The organism is Mesorhizobium argentiipisi (SeqCode), assembly GCF_037179585.1.
Lineage (GTDB): Bacteria > Pseudomonadota > Alphaproteobacteria > Rhizobiales > Rhizobiaceae > Mesorhizobium > Mesorhizobium argentiipisi.
Map to the genome: position 1 here is coordinate 1 of NZ_JAPYKO010000052.1, position 20,438 is coordinate 20,438.

Annotated in this window: 23 protein-coding genes and 2 pseudogenes; 8 read left to right on the forward strand and 17 right to left on the reverse strand. The window is 60.5% G+C overall.

The features are described from left to right. From O7A05_RS32885 to kdpF, 6 genes and pseudogenes are all read right to left on the reverse strand, one after another. Positions 1-973 (reverse strand): annotated as a pseudogene (locus O7A05_RS32885) (two-component sensor histidine kinase); the annotation flags it as partial. A gap of 53 nt (positions 974-1,026) precedes the next feature. Then, the gene (gene kdpC / locus O7A05_RS32890; protein ID WP_337097519.1) at positions 1,027-1,590 is read right to left on the reverse strand and encodes a potassium-transporting ATPase subunit KdpC; all 564 of its coding nucleotides are present in this window, start codon (positions 1,588-1,590) and stop codon (positions 1,027-1,029) included. 12 nt (positions 1,591-1,602) lie between these two features. Next, positions 1,603-3,696: a potassium-transporting ATPase subunit KdpB gene (gene kdpB / locus O7A05_RS32895; RefSeq protein WP_337097521.1), complete on the reverse strand. Its 2,094-nt coding sequence runs from the start codon at positions 3,694-3,696 to the stop codon at positions 1,603-1,605. Next, a complete protein-coding gene (locus tag O7A05_RS32900; RefSeq protein WP_337097522.1) occupies positions 3,693-3,923 on the reverse strand; it encodes a hypothetical protein in 231 nt (76 codons plus the stop codon). Before O7A05_RS32900 ends, kdpB begins: the two co-directional genes overlap by 4 nt. Before the next feature lie 7 nt (positions 3,924-3,930). Continuing rightward, on the reverse strand, positions 3,931-5,634 hold the full coding sequence (gene kdpA, locus O7A05_RS32905; RefSeq protein ID WP_337097523.1) for a potassium-transporting ATPase subunit KdpA: 1,704 nt from the start codon (positions 5,632-5,634) through the stop codon (positions 3,931-3,933). Between the two features lie 21 nt (positions 5,635-5,655). After that, positions 5,656-5,745 (reverse strand): K(+)-transporting ATPase subunit F, encoded by a 90-nt coding sequence (gene kdpF / locus O7A05_RS32910; protein WP_337097524.1) that lies wholly within the window; start codon positions 5,743-5,745, stop codon positions 5,656-5,658. 890 nt (positions 5,746-6,635) lie between these two features. Between kdpF and O7A05_RS32915 the strand changes: the two genes are divergently transcribed. Then, a complete protein-coding gene (locus tag O7A05_RS32915) occupies positions 6,636-7,484 on the forward strand; it encodes a DUF4118 domain-containing protein (RefSeq protein WP_337097525.1) in 849 nt (282 codons plus the stop codon). 80 nt (positions 7,485-7,564) lie between these two features. Further along, a complete protein-coding gene (locus tag O7A05_RS32920; protein ID WP_337097526.1) occupies positions 7,565-9,487 on the forward strand; it encodes a potassium transporter Kup in 1,923 nt (640 codons plus the stop codon). A gap of 466 nt (positions 9,488-9,953) precedes the next feature. Here O7A05_RS32920 and O7A05_RS32925 read toward each other — a convergent pair whose 3' ends face one another. From O7A05_RS32925 to O7A05_RS32940, 4 genes are read right to left on the reverse strand one after another with little or no spacing between them, the layout of a single operon-like run. After that, a complete protein-coding gene (locus O7A05_RS32925; RefSeq protein WP_337097527.1) occupies positions 9,954-10,139 on the reverse strand; it encodes a hypothetical protein in 186 nt (61 codons plus the stop codon). Between the two features lie 46 nt (positions 10,140-10,185). After that, the gene (locus O7A05_RS32930) at positions 10,186-10,401 is read right to left on the reverse strand and encodes a hypothetical protein (protein WP_337097528.1); all 216 of its coding nucleotides are present in this window, start codon (positions 10,399-10,401) and stop codon (positions 10,186-10,188) included. Positions 10,402-10,427: 26 nt separating this feature from the next. Then, complete coding sequence (gene groL / locus O7A05_RS32935) at positions 10,428-12,062, reverse strand: chaperonin GroEL (RefSeq protein WP_337097529.1); 1,635 nt, start codon at positions 12,060-12,062, stop codon at positions 10,428-10,430. Between the two features lie 55 nt (positions 12,063-12,117). After that, the gene (locus O7A05_RS32940; protein WP_337097530.1) at positions 12,118-12,453 is read right to left on the reverse strand and encodes a co-chaperone GroES; all 336 of its coding nucleotides are present in this window, start codon (positions 12,451-12,453) and stop codon (positions 12,118-12,120) included. A gap of 490 nt (positions 12,454-12,943) precedes the next feature. Between O7A05_RS32940 and O7A05_RS32945 the strand changes: the two genes are divergently transcribed. From O7A05_RS32945 to O7A05_RS32960, 4 genes are all read left to right on the forward strand, one after another. After that, positions 12,944-13,204: a hypothetical protein gene (locus tag O7A05_RS32945; RefSeq protein ID WP_337097531.1), complete on the forward strand. Its 261-nt coding sequence runs from the start codon at positions 12,944-12,946 to the stop codon at positions 13,202-13,204. After that, positions 13,204-13,368, forward strand: a complete 165-nt coding sequence (locus O7A05_RS32950) for a hypothetical protein (protein ID WP_337097532.1) — start codon at positions 13,204-13,206, stop codon at positions 13,366-13,368. Before O7A05_RS32945 ends, O7A05_RS32950 begins: the two co-directional genes overlap by 1 nt. A 124-nt stretch (positions 13,369-13,492) precedes the next feature. Then, a complete protein-coding gene (locus O7A05_RS32955) occupies positions 13,493-13,636 on the forward strand; it encodes a hypothetical protein (RefSeq protein WP_337097533.1) in 144 nt (47 codons plus the stop codon). A gap of 16 nt (positions 13,637-13,652) precedes the next feature. After that, positions 13,653-13,895 carry a hypothetical protein gene (locus tag O7A05_RS32960; protein WP_337097534.1) on the forward strand — a complete coding sequence of 81 codons (243 nt, stop codon included), beginning with the start codon at positions 13,653-13,655 and terminating at the stop codon, positions 13,893-13,895. A 74-nt stretch (positions 13,896-13,969) separates the two neighbouring features. On the opposite strand, the gene O7A05_RS32965 is transcribed toward O7A05_RS32960, so the two are convergent. Together O7A05_RS32965 and O7A05_RS32970 are read right to left on the reverse strand one after the other, a co-directional pair. Further along, positions 13,970-14,209: a hypothetical protein gene (locus tag O7A05_RS32965; RefSeq protein WP_337097536.1), complete on the reverse strand. Its 240-nt coding sequence runs from the start codon at positions 14,207-14,209 to the stop codon at positions 13,970-13,972. Between the two features lie 135 nt (positions 14,210-14,344). Then, a complete protein-coding gene (locus O7A05_RS32970) occupies positions 14,345-14,575 on the reverse strand; it encodes a DUF1127 domain-containing protein (RefSeq protein ID WP_337097537.1) in 231 nt (76 codons plus the stop codon). A gap of 43 nt (positions 14,576-14,618) precedes the next feature. Here O7A05_RS32970 and O7A05_RS32975 point away from each other — a divergent pair, with 43 nt between their 5' ends. Next, positions 14,619-15,599, forward strand: coding sequence for a transcriptional regulator GcvA (locus O7A05_RS32975; protein WP_415927092.1), 981 nt, complete (start codon positions 14,619-14,621; stop codon positions 15,597-15,599). Between the two features lie 461 nt (positions 15,600-16,060). Here the strand turns inward: O7A05_RS32975 and O7A05_RS32980 are convergent, their stop codons facing one another. The 5 genes from O7A05_RS32980 to O7A05_RS33000 form a co-directional block, all read right to left on the reverse strand. Next, complete coding sequence (locus tag O7A05_RS32980) at positions 16,061-17,629, reverse strand: hypothetical protein (protein WP_337097538.1); 1,569 nt, start codon at positions 17,627-17,629, stop codon at positions 16,061-16,063. A 38-nt stretch (positions 17,630-17,667) separates the two neighbouring features. Further along, entirely contained in the window at positions 17,668-18,234 is a 567-nt protein-coding gene (locus O7A05_RS32985) for a DUF2971 domain-containing protein (RefSeq protein WP_337097540.1), read from the reverse strand. Between the two features lie 50 nt (positions 18,235-18,284). Continuing rightward, positions 18,285-18,677 (reverse strand): hypothetical protein, encoded by a 393-nt coding sequence (locus O7A05_RS32990; protein WP_337097541.1) that lies wholly within the window; start codon positions 18,675-18,677, stop codon positions 18,285-18,287. 88 nt (positions 18,678-18,765) lie between these two features. Continuing rightward, positions 18,766-19,203: a hypothetical protein gene (locus O7A05_RS32995; RefSeq protein ID WP_337097543.1), complete on the reverse strand. Its 438-nt coding sequence runs from the start codon at positions 19,201-19,203 to the stop codon at positions 18,766-18,768. Positions 19,204-19,295: 92 nt separating this feature from the next. Then, positions 19,296-19,529, reverse strand: a complete 234-nt coding sequence (locus O7A05_RS33000; RefSeq protein ID WP_337097544.1) for a hypothetical protein — start codon at positions 19,527-19,529, stop codon at positions 19,296-19,298. Positions 19,530-19,854: 325 nt separating this feature from the next. On the opposite strand from O7A05_RS33000, the pseudogene O7A05_RS33005 reads away from it, so the two are divergent. Then, positions 19,855-20,380 (forward strand): annotated as a pseudogene (locus O7A05_RS33005) (transposase); the annotation flags it as partial. Positions 20,381-20,438 lie beyond the last annotated feature (58 nt).

Genomic DNA, 20,438 nt, shown 5'->3' on the forward strand with positions numbered 1-20,438 from the left:
CGGGAATCGTGGTGATCTCGGCGCCGAGCTGCTCGGCGAGGCGCAGGTTCCTGGCCAGGCGGTCCTTGTCTTCCTCGGACATGCCGGCCAAACGCGGCGTGTCGATGTGAAGCGCCGTCCAGGGCGCGCGCAGCCGGTCGGCGAGCCTGCGTGCGTAGCGGATGCGGGCCGCTCCGCCAGGCTGCGAGTCGACGCAGACGAGAACCCGCTCGCCGGCTGCCCACGGCCCCGGAATGGCGTGCGACTGCATGTGGTTGAGCAGTTGCTCGTCGACGCGCTGGGCAGTCCGCCTCAGCGCCAGCTCTCGAAGCGCCGTCAGGTTGCCCGGCGAAAAATAATTCTCGATGGCGCGCTGCGCGGTGTTGGGGAAATAGACCTTGCCGTCCTGCAGCCGCTTGATGAGATCGTCAGGCGTGAGGTCGATGATCTCGACGTCGTCGGCCTCGTCGATGATGGAATCGGGAACCGTCTCGCGCACCCTGACGCGCGTGATCTGGGCGACGACATCGTTCAGGCTCTCGACATGCTGGATGTTCAGCGTGGTGTAGACGTCGATGCCTTGTGCCAGGATCTCCTGCACATCGAAATAGCGCTTGGGATGCCGGCTGCCTGGCGCGTTGGTGTGGGCAAGCTCGTCGACCAGAACGAGAGCGGGGCGCCGCTTCAGGATGGCGTCGATGTCCATCTCGTCCAGGGTCTGGCCGCGATAGTCGACCAGGCGGCGCGGGATCACCTCATAGCCGTCGACCAGGGCCTCGGTTTCCTTGCGGCCATGAGTCTCTACGATGCCGATCACGACATCGACGCCGTCGGCGCGGCGGGCGCGGCCCGCCATCAGCATCTCGTAGGTCTTGCCGACGCCCGGTGCTGCGCCGAGAAATATGCGCAGCCGGCCACGGCCCTCGCGCTCGGCATGCTCCAGCAGCGCGTCGGGGGAGGGGCGGTTCTCGGAGTCGGTCCGGTCGTCGGGCATCGCGTCCAATCATAATTGCGCTGGGGGGCGTGTCGATCCCCGGCGCGCGTGGATCACTTAAGCGCGTCAAGCGCCAGGTTCAGCGCCAGCACATTGACCGCCGGCTCGCCCAGGATGCCAAGCTCGCGCGCTTCGACATGGCCGTCGACCAGCGCCTTGACCTTGGCCTCGTCGACGCCGCGGGCCTTGGCGACGCGCGGCACCTGGAAGTAGGCGGCTTCGGGGCTGATGTCGGGATCGAGCCCACTGCCGGAGGTGGTGACGAGGTCCATCGGCACCGGCGCATTCGGGTTCTCGGCCTTCAGCTTCTCGGCGTCGCCCTTGATGCGTTCGATCAGCTTCGGATTGGTCGGGCCGAGATTCGAGCCGCTGGACGACGTCGCATTGTAGCCGTCGCCGGCGGCCGACGGCCGGCCGTGGAAATAGCGGTCGCCGGCAAAGGCCTGGCCGATCAGGCTGGAGCCGATGACCTTTCCATCCTTCTCGATCAGGCTGCCATTGGCCCGGCTCGGAAACAGCGCCTGGGCGATGCCGGTCATGCCGATCGGATAGATCAGGCCGGTCAGCACCGTGAAGAAGACGATCATGACAAAGGCGGGTCTGAGTTGCTTGAACATCGGGATAAATCCTTATGCGAGGCCGAAAGCCGTGACGATCAGGTCGATCGCCTTGATGCCGACGAAGGGCACGATGATGCCGCCGAGGCCGTAGACGAGCAGGTTGCGGGTGAGCAGCGAGCCGGCGCCGATGGCACGATATTTCACGCCTTTCAGCGACAGCGGGATCAGCGCGATGATGATCAGCGCGTTGAAGATGATGGCCGACAGGATGGCGCTCTGCGGCGTCGCCAGATGCATGATGTTGAGCGCCTGCAGCGGTCCGGTGGACTGGCCGGGCGCGACATAGAAGACCGCGAACATCGCCGGGATGATGGCGAAGTACTTGGCCACGTCGTTGGCGATCGAGAAGGTCGTCAGCGAGCCGCGCGTCATCAACAGCGCCTTGCCGATCTCGACGATCTCGATCAGCTTGGTCGGGTCGCTGTCGAGGTCGACCATATTGCCGGCCTCGCGCGCAGCGACCGTGCCGGTGTTCATGGCGACGCCGACATCGGCCTGGGCGAGCGCCGGCGCGTCGTTGGTGCCGTCCCCGCACATGGCGACCAGCTTGCCCTTGGCCTGCTCCTCGCGGATCAGCGACAGCTTGTTCTCAGGCGTCGCCTGGGCAAGGAAGTCGTCAACGCCGGCTTCAGCTGCGATCGCCGCCGCTGTGAGCGGATTGTCGCCGGTGATCATCACCGTGCGGATGCCCATCTTGCGCAGCTCGGCGAAACGCTCGGCTATGCCGCCCTTGACGATGTCCTTGAGGTGGACGACGCCGAGCAGGCGTCCGTCCCGCTCGACCGCCAGCGGCGTGCCGCCGGCCTTGGCGATCTCGTCGGCAACGGCCTGGAGATCGCGGATGGTGTCGCTTGTCGGGCGCGTGCCATGGGCGGCGACGGTCGCCTGGTTGACGTGATTGAGCACCGCATCGACGGCGCCCTTACGCACCGACGAGCCGTCGATGTCGACGCCGCTCATGCGGGTCTGCGCGGTGAAGGGCACGAAAGCCGCGTGCAGGGTCGCCATGTCGCGGGCGCGGATGCCGTATTTCTCCTTGGCCAGCACGACGATCGAGCGGCCTTCCGGCGTCTCGTCGGCGAGCGAGGCCAGCTGGGCGGCGTCGGCCAGCTCCTGTTCGGTGACACCCTTGACCGGACGGAACTCGGTCGCCTGGCGGTTGCCGAGCGTGATGGTGCCGGTCTTGTCGAGGAGCAGCGTGTCGACATCGCCTGCGGCCTCGACGGCGCGGCCGGACATGGCAAGCACGTTGAAGCGCACCAGGCGGTCCATGCCGGCGATGCCGATGGCCGACAGCAGCGCGCCGATCGTGGTCGGGATCAGCGTGACGAACAGGGCAACAAGGATCGTCACCGGGATATAGCCGCCCGAGTAGGAGGCGAAGCTCGGGATGGTCGCGGTCGCCAGCACGAAGATCAGCGTCATGCCGACCAGCAGGATGTTGAGCGCGATCTCGTTCGGCGTCTTCTGGCGCTCGGCGCCCTCGACCAGCGAGATCATGCGGTCGAGGAAGGTCTGGCCGGAGGCGGCGGAGATGCGCACACGGATCCAGTCGGAAAGCACCTGGGTGCCGCCGGTGACGGCGGAGCGGTCGCCGCCGGACTCGCGGATGACGGGCGCGGACTCGCCGGTGATCGCCGCTTCGTTGACGGAGGCCACGCCTTCGATCACCTCGCCGTCGGACGGGATGATGTCGCCGGCCTCGACCAGCACGACATCGCCGACCTTCAGGCTGGTGCCAGGCACCAGCTTGTACTTGGCGCGGTCGCCATTGGTGAGCAGCTTGGCCTGGGTCTCGGTGCGCGCCTTGCGCAGCGAGTCGGCCTGCGCCTTGCCGCGGCCTTCGGCGACGGCCTCGGCGAAATTGGCGAACAGCACGGTGAACCACAGCCAAATGATGATCTGCAGGGTGAAGCCAAGATCCCCGCCGCCGGAGATGAGATCGCGGATGAAAAGCACGGTGGTGAGCAACGAGACAATGGCGACGACGAACATCACCGGATTCCTGACCAGCGTGCGCGGATCAAGCTTGCGGAAGGCGCCGCCGATGGCGGGCACAAGGATGCGGGCATCGACAATGCTCGCGGATTTGGACTGGCTCATTTCGAGGCTCCAGTATCGGTTATGTTGGACGGCGCCGGGTGTTCGATCTTCGGGAAGAGGTGCGGAAGGCCGACGGCCAGCAGCCACAGCACGAACAGCACGGCCGCCATGCCGAGAAAGGTTGAAAGCGTCGGGAAAAGACGAGGTTTTTCGTCCCTTCCGTTGTCGGGCGCTCCGTCACCGGTGTGGTAACCGTCGTGCCGACGTATGTCGTTGAAGCGGGGCATGGTCATCTCAGAAGGTCTGTCCATGGATCATCGCCAGATGCTCGACGATCGGGCCGACGGCGAGCGACGGGAAGAAGGTGAGGCCGCCGACGATGACGATGACGCCGACCAGCAGGCCCACGAACAGCATGCTGTCGGTCGGGAAGGTGCCGGCCGAAGCGGGCACGATCTTCTTCGCCGCTAGCGAGCCGGCAATGGCCAGAGCCGGGATGATGACCAGGAAGCGGCCCATCAGCATGCCGATGGCGATGGTCAGGTTGTACCAAGGCGTATTGCCGGTGAGGCCGCCGAAGGCCGAGCCGTTGTTGGCGGCCGCCGAGGTATAGGCATAGAGCACCTCGGTGAAGCCGTGCGGGCCGCCATTGGCCATCGAGCCCACGGCGCTCGGCAGGACCACGGCGACGGCCGTGAAGATCAGCATGGCCAGCGGCAGGCACAGAATGGCGAGCATCGCCATCTTGACCTCCCTGGCCTCGATCTTCTTGCCGAGATATTCCGGCGTGCGGCCGACCATCAGGCCGGCAACGAAGACGGCGACGACGACGAACATCAGGATGCCGTAGAAACCGGCGCCGACGCCGCCGACGATGACTTCGCCGAGCTGCATGTTGATGAGCGGGATCATGCCGCCGAGCGCGGTGAAGCTATCGTGCATGGCGTTGACGGCGCCGCAGGAGGCAGCCGTGGTGATGACCGCGAACAGCGCCGAGGCGGCAATGCCGAAGCGTGTCTCCTTGCCTTCCATGTTGCCGCCGTCGATGCCGAGCGCATGCACCAGCGGGTTGCCCGCGGCCTCGGCCCAGTAGCAGACGATGACGCCGATTATGAACAGAACCCCCATCGAGGCGAGGATCGCCCAGCCCTGGCGCTGATTGCCGACCATGCGCCCGAAGACGTTGGTGAGGCCGGCGCCGAGCGCGAAGATCGTCAGCATCTGGATCATGTTCGAGATCGCGTCCGGATTCTCGAACGGATGCGCGGCATTGGCGTTGAAGAAGCCGCCGCCATTGGTGCCGAGCATCTTGATGGCGACCTGCGAGGCGACCGGTCCGAGCGCGATGGTCTGCTTGGCGCCTTCCAGCGTGGTGGCGTCGACATAAGGTCCAAGCGTCTGCGGAATGCCGAGCCAGACATAGACCAGCGTCAGCACGATGCACATCGGCAGGAGCAGGTAGAGCGTGCAGCGCGTCAGATCGACCCAGAAATTGCCGATCGACTTGCCCGAAGCACGAGCGAAGCCGCGGATCAGTGCGATAGCGATGGCGATGCCGGTGGCGGCCGAGACGAAATTCTGGACGGTGAGGCCCGCCATCTGCACGAGATAGGACATCGTGCTTTCGCCGCCGTAGTTCTGCCAGTTGGTGTTGGTGACGAAGCTCGCGGCGGTGTTGAAGGCGAGCTGCGGGTCGACCGCGCTCATGCCTGCCGGATTGTAGGGCAGCACGCCCTGCAGCCGCTGCAGCGCATAGAGAACGAGAAGGCCCACAAGGTTGAAGAGCAGCATGGCCGTCGCATAGACGGCCCAATGCTGTTCTTCCTTCTCGCTTGTCCCGGAGAGACGGTAGAGGCCGCGCTCGATCGGGACGAGCACGGGCGAGAGCAAGGTGCGGTCGCCGTTGAAGACGCGGTACATGTAGCCGCCGAGCGGCTTCACGAGCAAAAGCAGGATCCCGCAATAGATGAGGATCTGTATCCAGCCATTTATAGTCATGATGGGCTCTCCGCGTACCGTTCAGAAGCGCTCGGGGCGGATGAGCGCATAGGTAAGGTAGGCAAGCAGGAACAAGGTCACCGCGCCGCCGAAGATGTAGTCGAAAAGCATGGTACGGCCCCTTGCTCAGATTCTGTCGCAGGCTTTGACGTAGGCCAGGGACAGGGCGAAGAATAAAACCCCGATCCCGAGAACTATGAGGTCCATCGCAGGTGTTCCTTGTTTTCCACTTGTGTCCACAGCCCGCACAGTCGGGTTGAAAACTGCACGCGGACACTCGTCACCTTGGCGATGACGGCGTTTCACAGCATTTCTTCGAATGGAAATATGGACCCGATCGCCATAAAGGTTCGAGACGGGAGGGATGGGAAAGATATAGGAATTTTATAAAGCTTTCGATGCCACTTCCGCAGCAACGCGCTTAGACAGAGCTCTTTTCGGCGACGGGCTAGGAGGCGCTTCAGCAGTGGTGCCGCGGCTTAAAACGGACATGCGGACGCGAAAAGTTGCTGGCCTCCTTCCGGCCTCAAGGCGGTCGTTTGGGCGAGTGCCGCTAGACAACGCGCCTCTAAAGGCAAGCATTGATTTTGCTGAGACACGTTACCGCCGTTGCGAGATTCGGAGTCGAAGGCGACAAAGTAAGCTAGCTTAAATTCAGTTCCCGCAGCCACGTTCATCATAATTCTATAACCGTCCCGGGTCTAACCGGGGCGGTTTTTGCGTTTCTCGGCATGCAGTCCTGCGTTGGACCACAGGGCCGGTCACAAACCCAGTTGCGCACGAAAGTTCTGCTTCTCTTCCTTTTTCGATCCCACGAGAGAGCCGCCGACCGCCCGTTCTTGGGCGCTCTTCTGCCGAAGGTGGCAAGCGTGCACAGAGTTCCCGGATCCGCCGTCTTTTCGACTATGGAATCTTTATATCTTGGGCCTGCCGCACGAATGGAATCTTTATGCATATCGGCCTAGGTTTGGGTATGCGGCAACCCTGGCCAGGAGTGAAGGATGGCCGACGTCAATCCGAGGCTGCAACAGGACATTACATCGTCGCCGGGTGCCGATACGCTTTTCGGCTTGGCCGATGCTCCCGCCGCCGTACGCTATCTTGCTTCGTTAGCAATGACGGCCTTTGCTACAGTCGTGGCTGCCGGTGTCGACAGCCAGGTGGCAATCCCGAATATTTCGCTGATATTTGTGGTGCCTGTGGTCATAGGGGCCGTTGGCCTCGGTTTAGGCCCCACGCTCTTTTCGGCGATACTTGGTGCGCTCGCCTATAATTTTTTCCTCACCGAGCCTCGCTACACGCTGATCGTCGATGACCCGGCAAACGTCTGGGCGATTGGACTGCTTTTCGTCGTCGGACTTATCGTCAGTGGCGTGGCCTTTACCTCCCGGCGCCTCGCAATTGAAGCGGCGCTCCTGAGGAGGCAGGCAACGATGCTGCAAAACTATAGTCGCGACGTCGCGGGGGTCGACAATGCGAAGGCGATCGTCTCGATCACTTGCCACATGCTTGCAGCGCTCTTCCAGGTTCCTGTCGTCATTCTGGTTTTGGACGGCAAAGTGGTTTCCGTCGAGAAAGTCGGCAATTTAGAGCCCCAGGAAGCCGAGATTGAGGCGGCGCAATCGTCATTGGCCACAGGATTTGTCGTGAGAGCCGGAGTTTATCCGGCGTTGACCTCGCGCTTTGACTTCTGGCCCGTAAAAACAACGGCTGGGGGCCCGCGTGCGGCCATTGGGCTCGCATTCGACCCCGATGAACCTCCTGCGACGCCTTCGACGTTGGTCGATATCGTGGCTCGCTTCCTGACCCTGGCCCTTGATCGTCAACATTTCCGGCATGCTCGACCGTAAACATCCGGGAAGGCGAAAGTTAGCAAACGGGGTGATGACAATGACAACGAAACGTTTCCTCTAGCCAGAGGAGCAGGTTTATGAGCAATGCCGATGCAGGCGACGGCGGAGCTGCAGCAGCACAGTCCGCTGCGCATGATGTCCACTCCCAGCAGAGCGTGCGAATACTGGTTCTGGGCGCTCTCGGCGTCGTTTATGGCGATATCGGAACAAGTCCCCTCTACGCGTTTCGCGAAGCCCTGTTTGTTGCGGCATCGGACGGATCGGCGACACGTGAGGATGTGCTTGGCATTCTTTCGTTGATCATTTGGGCGCTGACCCTAATCGTAACCGTTAAATACGTCACATTTGTTCTTCGAGCGGACAACAAGGGCGAAGGCGGCACGCTCTCCCTGATGTCCCTGGCCGCCAGTAGTCTTCCGGCTCGCTCAGCTGCCATTTTGGTCTTAGGCGTGCTTGGCGCGGCGTTGTTTACGGGCGACTCTATGATCACGCCAGCGATCTCGGTGCTCGCTGCAGTGGAAGGTCTTGAGACCGTCACGCCAGCCCTTGAGCCATACGTCTTGCCAGTCACGCTTGTCATTCTTGCTGGGCTCTTCGCGGTCCAACGATTCGGGACCGGCGCCATTGGAGGCGTTTTCGGGCCGATTACATTCGCATGGTTTCTCGCGCTAGGGGTTTCCGGAGTAAGCCACATCGTCACCAATCCCGCAGTGTTGTGGGCCGTCAATCCCTACCACGCCGTCCACTATCTCGTGGCCAATCCAGCACTGGCGCTCGGTACAATCGGCGCTGTTTTTCTAGCTGTGACCGGCGCTGAGGCGCTTTACGTCGATCTTGGCCACTTTGGCCGCAGACCGATTGTGACGGCTTGGCTGTGGATCGTGTTCCCGTGCCTTCTGCTCAACTACATTGGTCAGGGCGCCTTTGTTTTGAACCGCACCGAATTGCCAGAGAATGTTTTCTTTGACATGCAACCTCGCTGGGCGCTGCTGCCGATGGTCGTCTTGGCCACCGCCGCGACGATCATCGCCAGTCAGGCTGTGATTTCCGGGGCCTTTTCGCTGGTGCGTCAAGCCGTTCAGCTGAACCTTCTGCCGCGATTCAGCATCCTACACACATCCGAGACGCAAGTTGGCCAAATCTATCTTCCGAGGGTCAATTTGTTGCTCGGCATCGGCGTCATGATGCTGGTGCTCGGGTTCCAGAAGTCGGGCAACCTCGCATCGGCCTACGGCATCTCCGTCACCGGTCAGATGGTGGTCACGGACCTGCTTCTCTTCAGCGTTATGCGCCGAATCTTGAACTGGTCAGTTACCGGCGCCCTTGCAGCGTCGGCACTCTTTCTGATCGTGGACTTGGTATTCCTCGGCTCGAACATCATTAAGGTGATCGAAGGAGGCTGGGTTACGCTGAGCATTGCGTTGGTGATGTGCCTCATTATCTGGACTTGGGTGCGCGGCGGCCGGTACCTGTTCGACAAGACGCGCCGCAATGAGATCCCGCTCGATTTCCTTGCCGGTAATCTGTTGAAGAAGAAGCCCTATCTGGTTTCGGGCACGGCGGTGTTCCTGACCAGCGATCCGCTGAGTGCGCCGACCGCGCTCATGCACAGTCTCAAGCACTACAAGGTGTTGCATGAGCAGAACGTCATCCTTTCGGTGGTGACGGCGCCACAGCCGGTAGTGGCCGACAGCGAGCGGGTGAAGATGGAAACGGTCAACGAGCTGTTCATGCGAGTGACGCTGACTTTCGGCTATATGGAGCAGCCGAATATCCCGCGTGCGCTCGCGATCTGCCGTAAGCAGGGCTGGAAGTTCGACATCATGTCGACATCCTTCTTCCTGTCGCGACGCTCGCTCAAAGCCTCGCCCAATTCCGGCATGCCGGTGTGGCAGGACAAGCTGTTCATCGGGCTGGCGCGGACAGCAGCCGATGCGACGGAGTATTTCCAGATACCGACCGGACGAGTCGTCGAGATCGGCACCCAGGTGGTGATCTGACCCGATTGGGTTTCTCCCGTCGAATGTCGTTTCTGGGCTCTTGAAGGCGCATACTCGCCGTGCAGGAGCCGTTAAGCCAGTGGGACAGAAAAGCCAAATCCTTTCCCCGCAACCAATTTTATCATAAATCAATAACCGTCCCGATCTGATCAATCGGGGCGGTTTTTTGCATTCTTAAGCCCGTCGGAAAGGCCGAAAATGGGCCCGCCCGGTGGCGTTTGACGGCTTAGTGATGAACGCCACTGGCCGGTGTTATGAAGGCGTTGCGGACCTATTGCTGTCAAAAGTCGAAATCGCATCGGCCGAATGATCATTGTCCAGAACGCATCTCCCATTTAGGGGCGGAGAACGGTCGACGCTCTCAAGCGCGGGCGCCCACGTTCTGGCCGGCGACGACGGGACTGAACGCCCCCGGCCGCTGGTTAGCGAATGATAACGGCAGATTTCGCCAATACGTCAGCACAAGTCAGATGCCGGCCTCTTCCCGCCGCTTGAAATCTTGATCGCTCAGCTGGCCGACTATCTTGTCCGCTTCGCGGCCGTTGATGCCGACCATAATCTTGTGATCGCACTCGGCGGGCTCGCCGGTGAAGACATCGAAAACGGTCCAACTGTCGGGATGGTCCATACGAAGCGCGTAGCGGTTTGCCATGTTCCGCGTCCTTTCGTTTCGCCCGCCACCGACGATATTGGCCTATTCAGTTCTGCAGAATGGAAAACACTGCCACCAGGATAACGACTATCCAAAGCACGACCCCCAGCTTCAAAATCAGGCTTCCGTGCGACGAGAAACCCTCCCGCATGCTGGCCGCCACGTTCTTCACGCTCCTGGCTCTGGTCCGCGTCGCCGCAACGGCGACCGGCGGCTTGACCCCAAACCTGCCGAACACCGGAAGCAGTGTCGGTTCACGCACGGAGTCCTCCTGCTGACCTTAAGGCCTCAGTATCCCATTCCGCCCATGCCGCCGCCGCCGGGTGAAGGTGCGGCATCCCTGGCTGGAATGTCAGTGATCACGGCTTCGGCGGTGATCAAAAGCGCGGCGATCGAGCCGGCATCCTGCAATGCCGTGCGCACCACCTTGGCCGGGTCGACGATGCCGGCCTTGATCATGTCGACATAGACCTCGTTTTGGGCATCGAAGCCCTGATTGTGATCCTTGCTGTCCGAGAGCTTGCCGACGACGATCGAGCCTTCGACGCCGGAATTCTCGGCGATCTGGCGGAGCGGCGCCTCGAGTGCCCTGAGCACGATCGAAATTCCTGCCGTCACATCGGCATTGGCGCCGGTCAGGCCGCTGAGCGCCGACCTGGCGCGCAGCAGCGCCACGCCGCCGCCAGGCACGATGCCTTCTTCGACGGCGGCGCGCGTGGCGTTCAGCGCGTCGTCGATACGGTCCTTCTTTTCCTTGACTTCCGATTCGGTGGCGCCGCCGACGCGGATGACCGCAACGCCGCCGGCAAGCTTCGCCAGCCGCTCCTGCAGCTTTTCCTTGTCATAATCGGAAGTCGTCTCCTCGATCTGCCCCCTGATCTGGGCGATGCGGACCTGAATGGTGGCCTTGGTGCCGGCGCCATCGACGATCGTTGTCGTGTCCTTCTCGATCAGCACGCGCTTTGCGCGGCCGAGCATTTCGATGGTGACGTTCTCCAGCTTGATGCCGAGATCCTCCGAAATCATCTGGCCGGCGGTTAGCACGGCGATGTCTTCCAGCATCGCCTTGCGGCGATCGCCGAAGCCCGGCGCCTTGACGGCCGCGACCTTGAGGCCGCCGCGGAGCTTGTTGACGACCAGCGTTGCCAGCGCTTCGCCCTCGACGTCCTCGGAGATGATCAGCAGCGGCCTACCGCTTTGCACGACGGCTTCGAGGATCGGCAGCAGCGCCTGCAGATTGCCGAGTTTCTTTTCGTGGATGAGGACATAAGGGTCCTCCAGTTCTGCGCGCATCTTGTCGGCGTTGGTGACGAAATAGGGCGAGAGGTAGCCGCGGTCGAACTGCATGCCCTCGACGACGTCGAGTTCGGTGTCTGCGGTCTTGGCTTCCTCGACTGTGATGACGCCGTCATTGCCGACCTTGTCCATCGCCTTGGCGATCATGGCGCCGACGGTGGCGTCGCCATTGGCGGCGATGGTGCCGACCTGCGCGATCTCGGCCGACGACTTGACCTTCTTGGCCCGCGCCTTGATTTCCCCGACGACGGCGGCGACCGCCTGGTCGATGCCGCGTTTCAAATCCATCGGGTTCATGCCGGCGGCCACCAGCTTGGCGCCTTCACGCAGGATCGAAGCAGCCAGCACCGTGGCGGTGGTGGTGCCGTCACCGGCAAGGTCGTTGGTCTTCGAGGCCACTTCGCGCACCATCTGCGCGCCCATGTTCTCGAACTTGTCGGTCAGTTCGATCTCCTTGGCCACCGTCACGCCGTCCTTGGTGATGCGCGGCGCGCCATAGGCCTTGTCGATGATGACGTTGCGGCCCTTGGGGCCGAGCGTCACTTTGACAGCGTTGTTGAGGAGCTCGACGCCGCGCAGGATGCGGTCTCGGGCATCGGTGGAGAATTTGATTTCCTTGGCTGACATGACTTTTCATCCCGTTTGAAAATTGAAGTGGGCGGTTTGCCGTGAAGCCAGCCGGTCAGGCGGCCTTCTTGGAAGCCGCGGTTTTTTCGACATCCATCCCGCTCTTGTCGATGACGCCCATGATGTCGGCCTCCTTCATGATCAGAAGGTCCTCGCCGTCGATCTTGATCTCGGTGCCCGACCATTTGCCGAACAGGATGAAGTCGCCGGCTTTCACATCGGGCACGATCAGCGCGCCGCTTTCGTCGCGAGCGCCGGGGCCGACGGCGATAACTTCGCCTTCCTGCGGTTTTTCCTTGGCATTGTCGGGAATGATGATGCCGCCCTTGGATTTGGTGGCGCCTTCGGCGCGGCGAATGACGACTCGGTCGTGGAGTGGCCGGAATTTCATGGGGAACTTCTTTCTGGGGCCGGCATAGGCGGCCGCTACCCATGATATAGGCGCGTTGGCACTCGATAGATAGGAGTGCCAGAATTAATTCTTGCGAATGCTCAAGAAATCGAATGAAATAATTCGACGTGTGCAAAAACTCATTCGCATTGGTGGAAAACTTTCCGTCAACTTGAATTTCGCGGATGCGGATTTGTTATTTCAATGGACAAACAAAAAGGCGCCGCGACCTTGTTTGGAACTCAATTGAGGCGCATACGTAGAACTCGTTTATTTGGTCGAGTTGGCTTTGTGTCAGAGCCCCGCCATTCACCACCGAATTCTCGAAAAACGAGGGCATGCGTCGGTCCGGCGCACATTTCGTTCCAATCGAACCCTGGAATGAAGCCGACGCTGACCACGGATGTACTGGCAGCGTCGGGCATCGTCCCAGCGGTTCGAGTGGGAATGATACGGAAACGCGCGAGCGTTCCGCGGAAAGCCGCAATTCATGATCAGCCGCACCACACCATCAGTCGTTCGCTTCAGGTCGGCGTTTTCGCTGCCTGGCTTTGATGGGCCGCAACCACCCGGCGAGTATCGTGTCGAGCATGACGAGGAAGCCCTCGAAGGGGCTTCCCTGATCGCATGGCGCCGCGTCGCCACTTTCATTTACCTGCCGGCGATCTCCGTCAGCGGAGCCACGCAGCAGATGGTGCCGATCGAACCGGCATCGCTTGAAGCCGCACTGGAGCAGGACCAGAGCCAATGATGAGAACCACGACCCTGATGCAACGCAACGCACGCCCGGTCCGCCGCGAAGCCGCAACGTATCTCTTTGCCGTCGGACAGGCTGTCCGGCTGAAGGGCGGCTTCGGCACCTTTCCAAAGACCACGGAAATTAACCGCATCATAGCCACGCTGCCGCCAAGGTGAGATGCGCCGCAATACCGCATCGCAGTGACGGCGAACCCTCATGAACGGGTGGCAGCAGGACGTCTCGAACAGATCGAAACTTCATCCAGTGACACTATGACCCTCATCGAAAGGACGTCCGAACATGTCAAAGGGACAGAAACGCTCGAGCAAGGAGATCAGAAAGCCGAAGCAGGAAAAGGTGCTGCCCAAGCCTGAAAGCGCGTTCGGCACCCAGACCAGACTTGCCGCCAACATCAGTGCCCCGCGCAGCAAGGGCAAGAACTAACGCGGCGAGACGGGCGATGAAGATCCTGATCGAGTTCTATCGCACCCGGGAAGCGGACGATGCGCACGCCGTGATCGGCCGCGAGATCGTGGAAGCGGCGGACCTCGACGACGCGATCGAAATCGCTAGGCTTTTGGCCAAGACCCTAAACATGCCGCAGCGGCCGGACGGCTTGAAGATCGCCGACGTGGCTGGCGCAACGCTCTATTCCTGCGTTCTCGCCACGCAAGCGATTAATGAGGAAGGGCCAACATCATGAATGCCCACAACACTGAAACCGATCGGCAGCGCTGTGCCGCCGCGCTTCGGATCTGGGAAAATGAAGGTGGTGCGTCAGGACGCCACTTCACAAATCGTCAATATGGCTGCCGCGTTGAAGCGGATCGGTCCTGGACCGTCTATCATGTCTTCTCCGGAATTCCGGCACATGAGGACGGCGTTGCCCTGACCGGCCTCAGCAGGTCGGATGCGACGCGCGCCATGTTGTCCCTCAACCTGCGCACCGCCGAGCGTCGCAAGGCGCGGGTTGCGGCGCCAGCAATTGTCTGCACGGCGCAGGAGCGGGCCAATCATGACGCGTCTCCTTTCCCAACCCCAGCCGCAGCTTCGATGAAGCGCGCAATGCCGTATGTGGCGCGCTGCGCCATCGCCTTGGCAGTCCATAAATCCTGCTTCGCTGATTCGACCGCGATGCGGGGCGGTCGAGAATTAGGCCTCCCAAGGCCATTTTGCGCATTCGTTCCGAACCTGAGTACGGCTAAGGCCCAGGTCTGCAAGCTGATGGTCTTCGAGCTCGGCCAATTGTTCGCGTTGGCAGTGAAGTTGGATCCAGCGCGATACCGTCACCATCGCTCGTGTAACATTGCTGGCGATGTGACGGACGTGTGTTGGCAGTGACGATGAAGGCCTCCGCGCTTCAGTCAGCGGGTGGTTGAACATTTCTCATCCTTTCGCGGCATCCATGTTGACCTGTGGCGCTGAAATGCTCCAATCTCCCGGCGCGCGCAAAGCATGGTTTCTCGTGCTAGTCCCAATTTTTCTCATGAAGGGTGCGAAATTGGCTCGCCGGCTGCCATCGCTCAATTCCCTCAAAGCCTTCGAGGCGGCGGCGCGCCATGAGAGTTTCACCAGGGCGGCAGAAGAACTGTCAGTGACGCAGGGCGCGGTGAGCCATCAAGTGAAGGCGCTCGAGCTCGAATTGGGCATCAGGCTGTTCGATCGCGAACGTCAAAAGCTGAGCATTACACGGGCCGGACGCTCCTATCTGGAGGTGGTGCGCGATGCCTTCGACAGCATAGCTCTCGGCACGCAACGCATTCAGCATCTATCGCGGGCCGGAGCGCTGACGGTCAGCACGTCGCCCGACTTCGCGGCCAAATGGTTGGTCAACCGCCTCGGGAGGTTTGCCGAGATGCATCCAGCCATCGATCTCAGGATTTCCGCAACCATGCATCACGTCGACTTCGCCAGAGAGGATGTCGATCTTGCGGTGCGGCATGGCGATGGCAACTGGCCGGGGCATGACGTTGTCCGCCTGTGCTCAGAGGAACTGTTCGCGGTCTGCAGTCCCAAACTGCACCAGCGGATGCGCGAGCCCTCCGATGTGCTGAAATTTCCGTTGCTGCATCTTGACGACCGAAAGGACTGGTCGGAATGGCTTGAGGCTGCTGGCGTAGTCCATGCCGAACTCTCCCACGGACCAATCTTGAACCGCGCCAGCATGGTCATAGACGCCGCCGTCGACGGCCAGGGCGTCGCACTCGCCCGCACGACACTTGCGGCGTGGGACCTGATCAACGGGCGCCTCGTCAGGCCGTTCGCTACGGCTCTGCGATTGTCCAAGACCTACTGGATCTTGTGTCCCAAGGCGGCGTCGATGCTGCCCAAAATCACGACCTTCCGCGACTGGCTGTTGGCCGAGGCCGCTGATGACGTTCGCCGCCTCAAGACGCTCGTTCCTTAGGGAGTACTTCCAAAATCGCGAACGCCTGGCAGGGGAGTGTCGCCCGATCTCCCTGGCCATTCCTCCGACCGAGCGCGACATCACAGCTTCGCGATTTCGGACACCGTTCGCACCATCCGGCATTAACGCCGTTCGAACCGCCGACGGACGCTCTAAGCCCGGGATTGACGCACCACTGCCGCCGATCGATGCTCCCAGGCCGGCATTGACGTTACCTTTAATTGTGCCGAGGGAGGAGGAGAGTGGTGCTCCGGCGAGCGATCATGCAAGGCCCTCTCCTTCCCCTGGGAGCCAGTGTTCGGAGCGCACTGGCGAGTTTGCCCCCGGCGTGGCAGGCCACCTTGCATCCGCCGCGCGTTGCGCGAATTTGCAGCGGCGTCTACTGTCGATGACGTGAAGGGCGACGCCGCCGGGTGATTGGAGCAATCGTCCTAGCCGCGAAGGCGCGCCAGACAACGGCCCTAAGCGGGGCGCCTGTAGGGGGTAGTCGGATCCTCTTCGGGAGGTCTGACTATATCCGCGATGTTCCCGAACGAGAGGACCGTATCAGGCTCGTCCGCCTCCACCTGCTTGTATTCATATACAAGGTCCGCGACACTGTATGAGCCAATGTCTTGGCATATGTAATCCAAGAATTCCGGCTTCGAGAAAAATAGCTCACGGCCTCTGTCGGACTGCCGATCTTTAACCTTCTGCCGTTTGGCGAAGAAACCGATCATCTTCTCCCCGATCGGTGCGCATGCATAATAGAGCATCGAGTCGAATCCATCGGGAAACGCTTCGGGCTGAGAATGTTCTATTTTGACCGATCTGTCGGATGCCACGCTTTCCAGAATATGCAATTCGGGGAACGAAGCGGCGACGTCGTTAACGGAAATTTCGAATAGCGGCCGCCCCGACCTTTCTGTGATGGTTTTTACTGCCTGAACTATTTCGCCAAATCGTTGAGCATCGAAGGTTGAGACGCCGCTCGGATAGGCTGCGCCGGAATATATGATCTCACCTCGCCTCAGGATGTCGATCTTCATCCGCCCGGAAGCAATCATAGAGCACATCAGCGAGTACCGCTCGAGGTGAGGGAAGCTGTATCTCTTCGAGTTCTCCAAGGATATTTTGCACTCGAATGTTCCTCCGCCTTCGGGGTTGGAGTTGCAGACGATCTCCATGGGCGGAGCCGATATCCTGGCAAAGCGTTTTAGGCCTTCGGGTGCCGGAATGCTCGCAGTATAGACCCGGCCTTTAAGGCGCAGCGCCCGCCCGGATTTCCCTACCAGTCTGAGCTCGCATTCTCCGGAAGGCAATGGATCGATGAAAATCTTTCCGTTGTTCAGATCGACAGTCGGTGAACTGTCAGCAATACCAAATCGCATCGGAGTGACGGTAAAGCGCGAAAGCTCCAATCCTTGACCAAGCCCGAGGAAATTCTCCGCTACCTCCGATTCTGAACGGATCTTGACCGTTATCTTCGCTTGCGCGACGCCATCTTCGAAGCCGATACTCTTGTAGAGTTTCGTTTTTTCTTCGGCGTATCGCGCTCCCAAGGCGTCGATTTTCCCTTTCATCCACGCGGCGATCTCGCGCGGTTCTGGGATACGATCCTCTTCCTGAAACTTGATGGCACACGACCTTCGGTGCATCGGGACTCCGCCCCGGCGTGCCAATCGCGAGGCCTTCAAGCCTTGCCCCATCAGGTCCGCCCAAAAGTGTCGGCCATAGACCTTTGGATCGCAACCGCTAGCTGTTTTGACAAACAGAAATACGAACCAAGGATCGGTCGACCTAGCGGCCTTCAGCATGTTCGAAACCTTGATCGGCGCCACGAGCTTCCGAGCGGTCGTCGACTTCACCTGGACGTATGCCACCTTATGAGGGGGGCGAGTGTCCTCTGGGCCAGCGTGCGGCTCGTCGTCAAACTCGACAAAATAGTCCCAGCCGTTCTCGTCCGCCTCTGTCGGATGACATAACGCACCAAAGTTGCAGGAGTATGCAAACCCTGTCTCAGCGACGCGAGGCAGTCGGTTCTTGGTCATCTCAAGGGTTGTCCCTGCAGCGTATCTAGACGTCGTGTTTAACCCTGCCTCAAAGGGATATCAGAAACGATCACCTTTGACGGAGCGTCTGCCACTCCGTTTGCGACTAACACATCGACGATCGCCTCTTGCATCTCGAAAGGGAAGTTCGTCGGGCCAATGATAACCCGATCGACCAACTCGGGGATGGTGATACCGACCAGCCCCTCCTCTGGCACATCGGCCAACGGGATTTTCTGCACGATTTGCGGCACGCCGCGGATGACCTCGACGGCTGACTTAATGCGCTCAGATTTTTTGAAGGCGGGATTATAGACCACTCGCCATTCGCGTTCCTCGTGGAAACCGGGGTGCTTGGTGCACACGGTTGCAGCGCGGAAGGCGTCAAAGAGGTTGTTGAGGACGTACGTCTTACCCCATCTTTTCAACAGGTCTGCATTCGCCATCAGCCCGGTGGAAAGCCGCTCGAATTCGCGCTGGAACTGCTTTGGCGACAGGTAAGCGACCGGGCTGGTGTAAGCATTTAATGCATCCGTAGGGGTCAGGAACGGGGTGCCTTTGATGACCACGGCGACGCCAGTCGCGCCCCCGTAAGCGCGCCACATAGACAGCCGGCCAATGCCATCTTCCGATTCTAGATGTTCGGAAATGCAGGTTAGATAAGTGCTGTTGAGAAAGTGCGGATACCACCCGTCGAAAAGTTTTTCGAGATCATCAGGAAGGCCGGAAAATTCTCTTCCAGAAAGCTTTTGAGCTTTTGGCCGACCTCCCCTTTGTAAGCCTCGATGAGCAGCTCTTTGCCATAGTCTATTTCGCGAAAATCGTTCATCGCGGACGCCTTGCGCATCCAGACTTCGCCGTTTTCGAGCATCTTCATTGCCGCCTCGGCCGATGAATAATGGACGAACCGGATCTGGTTTTGGAAGGCGGCGATCGTCTTCTCGAAGGTGTAGGGATAAAAAAGCTGGGCGGCCTTAACTTGGTCGGGCGAGAGACCAGCAACCAACGGCACGCTTGCAAGGGCAAGATCATTCGATTCGGACGTCATTCCTGAAGCTCTTTCCATGCACGATCGAGACCGCTGGGTGACTTTAGATCGTAGTTGCTGCGCAGCCGGTCCGCGAGCTTCAGTGCTTCTAGCCCGCGTTCCTTTGCAGCTGCGTGGTAGTCGAAGGGTTTTGCTCCCACACATGGGAGTAGTTGGCGAGAGATTCGGAAACCTTTATGATGTTGGTAAAGGACAGGACAGCGTTGGCGAGCTCCGGCTCAAGCGCCTTCCAATCGATGTCGTTCGGGAATTCGGGAGCAGGCGGCAATGAGCCGCCACTGATATTTTGGTGCTGCTGAAACTCACCTTGGCCCATGATGAATTCGTGCCAGCAATCGACGGCGTAGCGCTCCAGTTCCGCGGCGCAGCGCATCGCGCCATAGCGCGCGACCTTCCTGGTGTTCCACCAGGTCTTGACCAGATCCACCAGCCAGGAAGCCGCGGCCGACAAAAGGCCGGTGGCAATGATAGCCGTTATGATATCCTTCGATGTCCAGATGCTGGTGTCGACCGGCGTCGCCGTCATGCTCACTTCCCTAGGCGCCTTGATCCCTTTGGCCCGGGCCAGGCTTTCACGCTGCCGCAGCCTGCGGACGGCTGTACTTTCCTCTATTGCAATCAGAAAACGTTGGCGGCGATTTGAAAAGCTGTGCCAAGGAAAACTAACAATAGGCCTCCTTGGCCATATTTGTCATAGCGCGCTTCAAGTTCTACCTCAGCCTCGTCGATCTGCTCAAGGATGATATGTGACGCGCCGCCCGTCCGAACTTTAAAAGGCATTCCATATCGAAAGAGAATGATCACGCCTGCGAATGAGAGTACCAGTCCGATAATGTTGAGAACTGCCGCCATGAAGTTCCTGCTCCGTGGTCGAGTTACGCAATGCCATGACAATTTTGGGTAACCACAGCTCAAGCTGCCACAGCAACGCGTAGCAGTCGAGCCGCCCGTTGGCATCGGTGGCCAGACATCGCGGGCGCATTTCGAGTTGCGCAAGACATGCAAGCATGAAGTTGTTCGCTTCACGCCCGGTCAGGCGCCGAATTAAGGGATTGGGCTAGCTCGACGCGGGGCGAAAACGCAACGTCTTACTGCTGTCAAAAGGATGCCGATCTGCATGCATGCCGATGGCTCGCTCTACTTGGCCGCTATTCCAAGCTCGCAAAAACCGAATCTGGCAATGCTGTGGGGGCAGTATTGCCAGGGTGCACGATCTCGTCGTCCAAATGGTGGCAACGCAGCGAACTGTGTCGCCGCTTCATGGCAGTCCCGGCGTCGGCCCCGTCACAGCACTTTCGTTCATGACGGCGATCGACGATCCGTCGCGCTTCCGCCGCTCACGCGACGTTGCGGCCTACTTCGGCCTGACCTCGCGGCGCTGGCAGTCGGGCACCTCGATCGACGTCCAGGGTCGCATATCGAAAGCCGGCGACGCTGACGTGCGCCGGTCGCTTTACGAGGCGGCGTCGGGGCTGATGACGCGCTTCAAGGGCACGGACAAGGTCAAGCACTGGGGCCAGGCGATCGCCAAACGCTCGTGCCACCGCAAGGCCTGTGTCGCCGTGGCGCGCAAGCTGGCGGTGATCATGCACGCCATGTGGAGTGACGGAACGTTCTATGTCGGCGATTCCGCGGCGAGCCGAAGCGATGCCGCCCGTCGCGCTCATATCAAGGATCGCAGGCTGCTGGGAGCGCATCGATGAACGGTGCAACGGAAGTTGAAGCGCATGGCGTCGGCACGCTGACGGGCGCCATCTAACA

Excerpts from the sequence above, each read along its gene's own strand:
- kdpC (WP_337097519.1), bottom strand. The coding sequence starts at position 1,590 with ATGTTCAAGCAACTCAGACCCGCCTTTGTCATGATCGTCTTCTTCACG.
- kdpB (WP_337097521.1), bottom strand. The coding sequence starts at position 3,696 with ATGAGCCAGTCCAAATCCGCGAGCATTGTCGATGCCCGCATCCTTGTG.
- O7A05_RS32900 (WP_337097522.1), bottom strand. The coding sequence starts at position 3,923 with ATGCCCCGCTTCAACGACATACGTCGGCACGACGGTTACCACACCGGT.
- kdpA (WP_337097523.1), bottom strand. The coding sequence starts at position 5,634 with ATGACTATAAATGGCTGGATACAGATCCTCATCTATTGCGGGATCCTG.
- kdpF (WP_337097524.1), bottom strand. The coding sequence starts at position 5,745 with ATGCTTTTCGACTACATCTTCGGCGGCGCGGTGACCTTGTTCCTGCTT.
- O7A05_RS32915 (WP_337097525.1), top strand. The coding sequence starts at position 6,636 with ATGGCCGACGTCAATCCGAGGCTGCAACAGGACATTACATCGTCGCCG.
- O7A05_RS32920 (WP_337097526.1), top strand. The coding sequence starts at position 7,565 with ATGAGCAATGCCGATGCAGGCGACGGCGGAGCTGCAGCAGCACAGTCC.
- O7A05_RS32925 (WP_337097527.1), bottom strand. The coding sequence starts at position 10,139 with ATGGCAAACCGCTACGCGCTTCGTATGGACCATCCCGACAGTTGGACC.
- groL (WP_337097529.1), bottom strand. The coding sequence starts at position 12,062 with ATGTCAGCCAAGGAAATCAAATTCTCCACCGATGCCCGAGACCGCATC.
- O7A05_RS32940 (WP_337097530.1), bottom strand. The coding sequence starts at position 12,453 with ATGAAATTCCGGCCACTCCACGACCGAGTCGTCATTCGCCGCGCCGAA.
- O7A05_RS32945 (WP_337097531.1), top strand. The coding sequence starts at position 12,944 with ATGATCAGCCGCACCACACCATCAGTCGTTCGCTTCAGGTCGGCGTTT.
- O7A05_RS32950 (WP_337097532.1), top strand. The coding sequence starts at position 13,204 with ATGAGAACCACGACCCTGATGCAACGCAACGCACGCCCGGTCCGCCGC.
- O7A05_RS32955 (WP_337097533.1), top strand. The coding sequence starts at position 13,493 with ATGTCAAAGGGACAGAAACGCTCGAGCAAGGAGATCAGAAAGCCGAAG.
- O7A05_RS32960 (WP_337097534.1), top strand. The coding sequence starts at position 13,653 with ATGAAGATCCTGATCGAGTTCTATCGCACCCGGGAAGCGGACGATGCG.
- O7A05_RS32965 (WP_337097536.1), bottom strand. The coding sequence starts at position 14,209 with ATGATTGGCCCGCTCCTGCGCCGTGCAGACAATTGCTGGCGCCGCAAC.
- O7A05_RS32970 (WP_337097537.1), bottom strand. The coding sequence starts at position 14,575 with ATGTTCAACCACCCGCTGACTGAAGCGCGGAGGCCTTCATCGTCACTG.
- O7A05_RS32975 (WP_415927092.1), top strand. The coding sequence starts at position 14,619 with ATGCTCCAATCTCCCGGCGCGCGCAAAGCATGGTTTCTCGTGCTAGTC.
- O7A05_RS32980 (WP_337097538.1), bottom strand. The coding sequence starts at position 17,629 with ATGACCAAGAACCGACTGCCTCGCGTCGCTGAGACAGGGTTTGCATAC.
- O7A05_RS32985 (WP_337097540.1), bottom strand. The coding sequence starts at position 18,234 with ATGTGGCGCGCTTACGGGGGCGCGACTGGCGTCGCCGTGGTCATCAAA.
- O7A05_RS32990 (WP_337097541.1), bottom strand. The coding sequence starts at position 18,677 with ATGACGTCCGAATCGAATGATCTTGCCCTTGCAAGCGTGCCGTTGGTT.
- O7A05_RS32995 (WP_337097543.1), bottom strand. The coding sequence starts at position 19,203 with ATGACGGCGACGCCGGTCGACACCAGCATCTGGACATCGAAGGATATC.
- O7A05_RS33000 (WP_337097544.1), bottom strand. The coding sequence starts at position 19,529 with ATGGCGGCAGTTCTCAACATTATCGGACTGGTACTCTCATTCGCAGGC.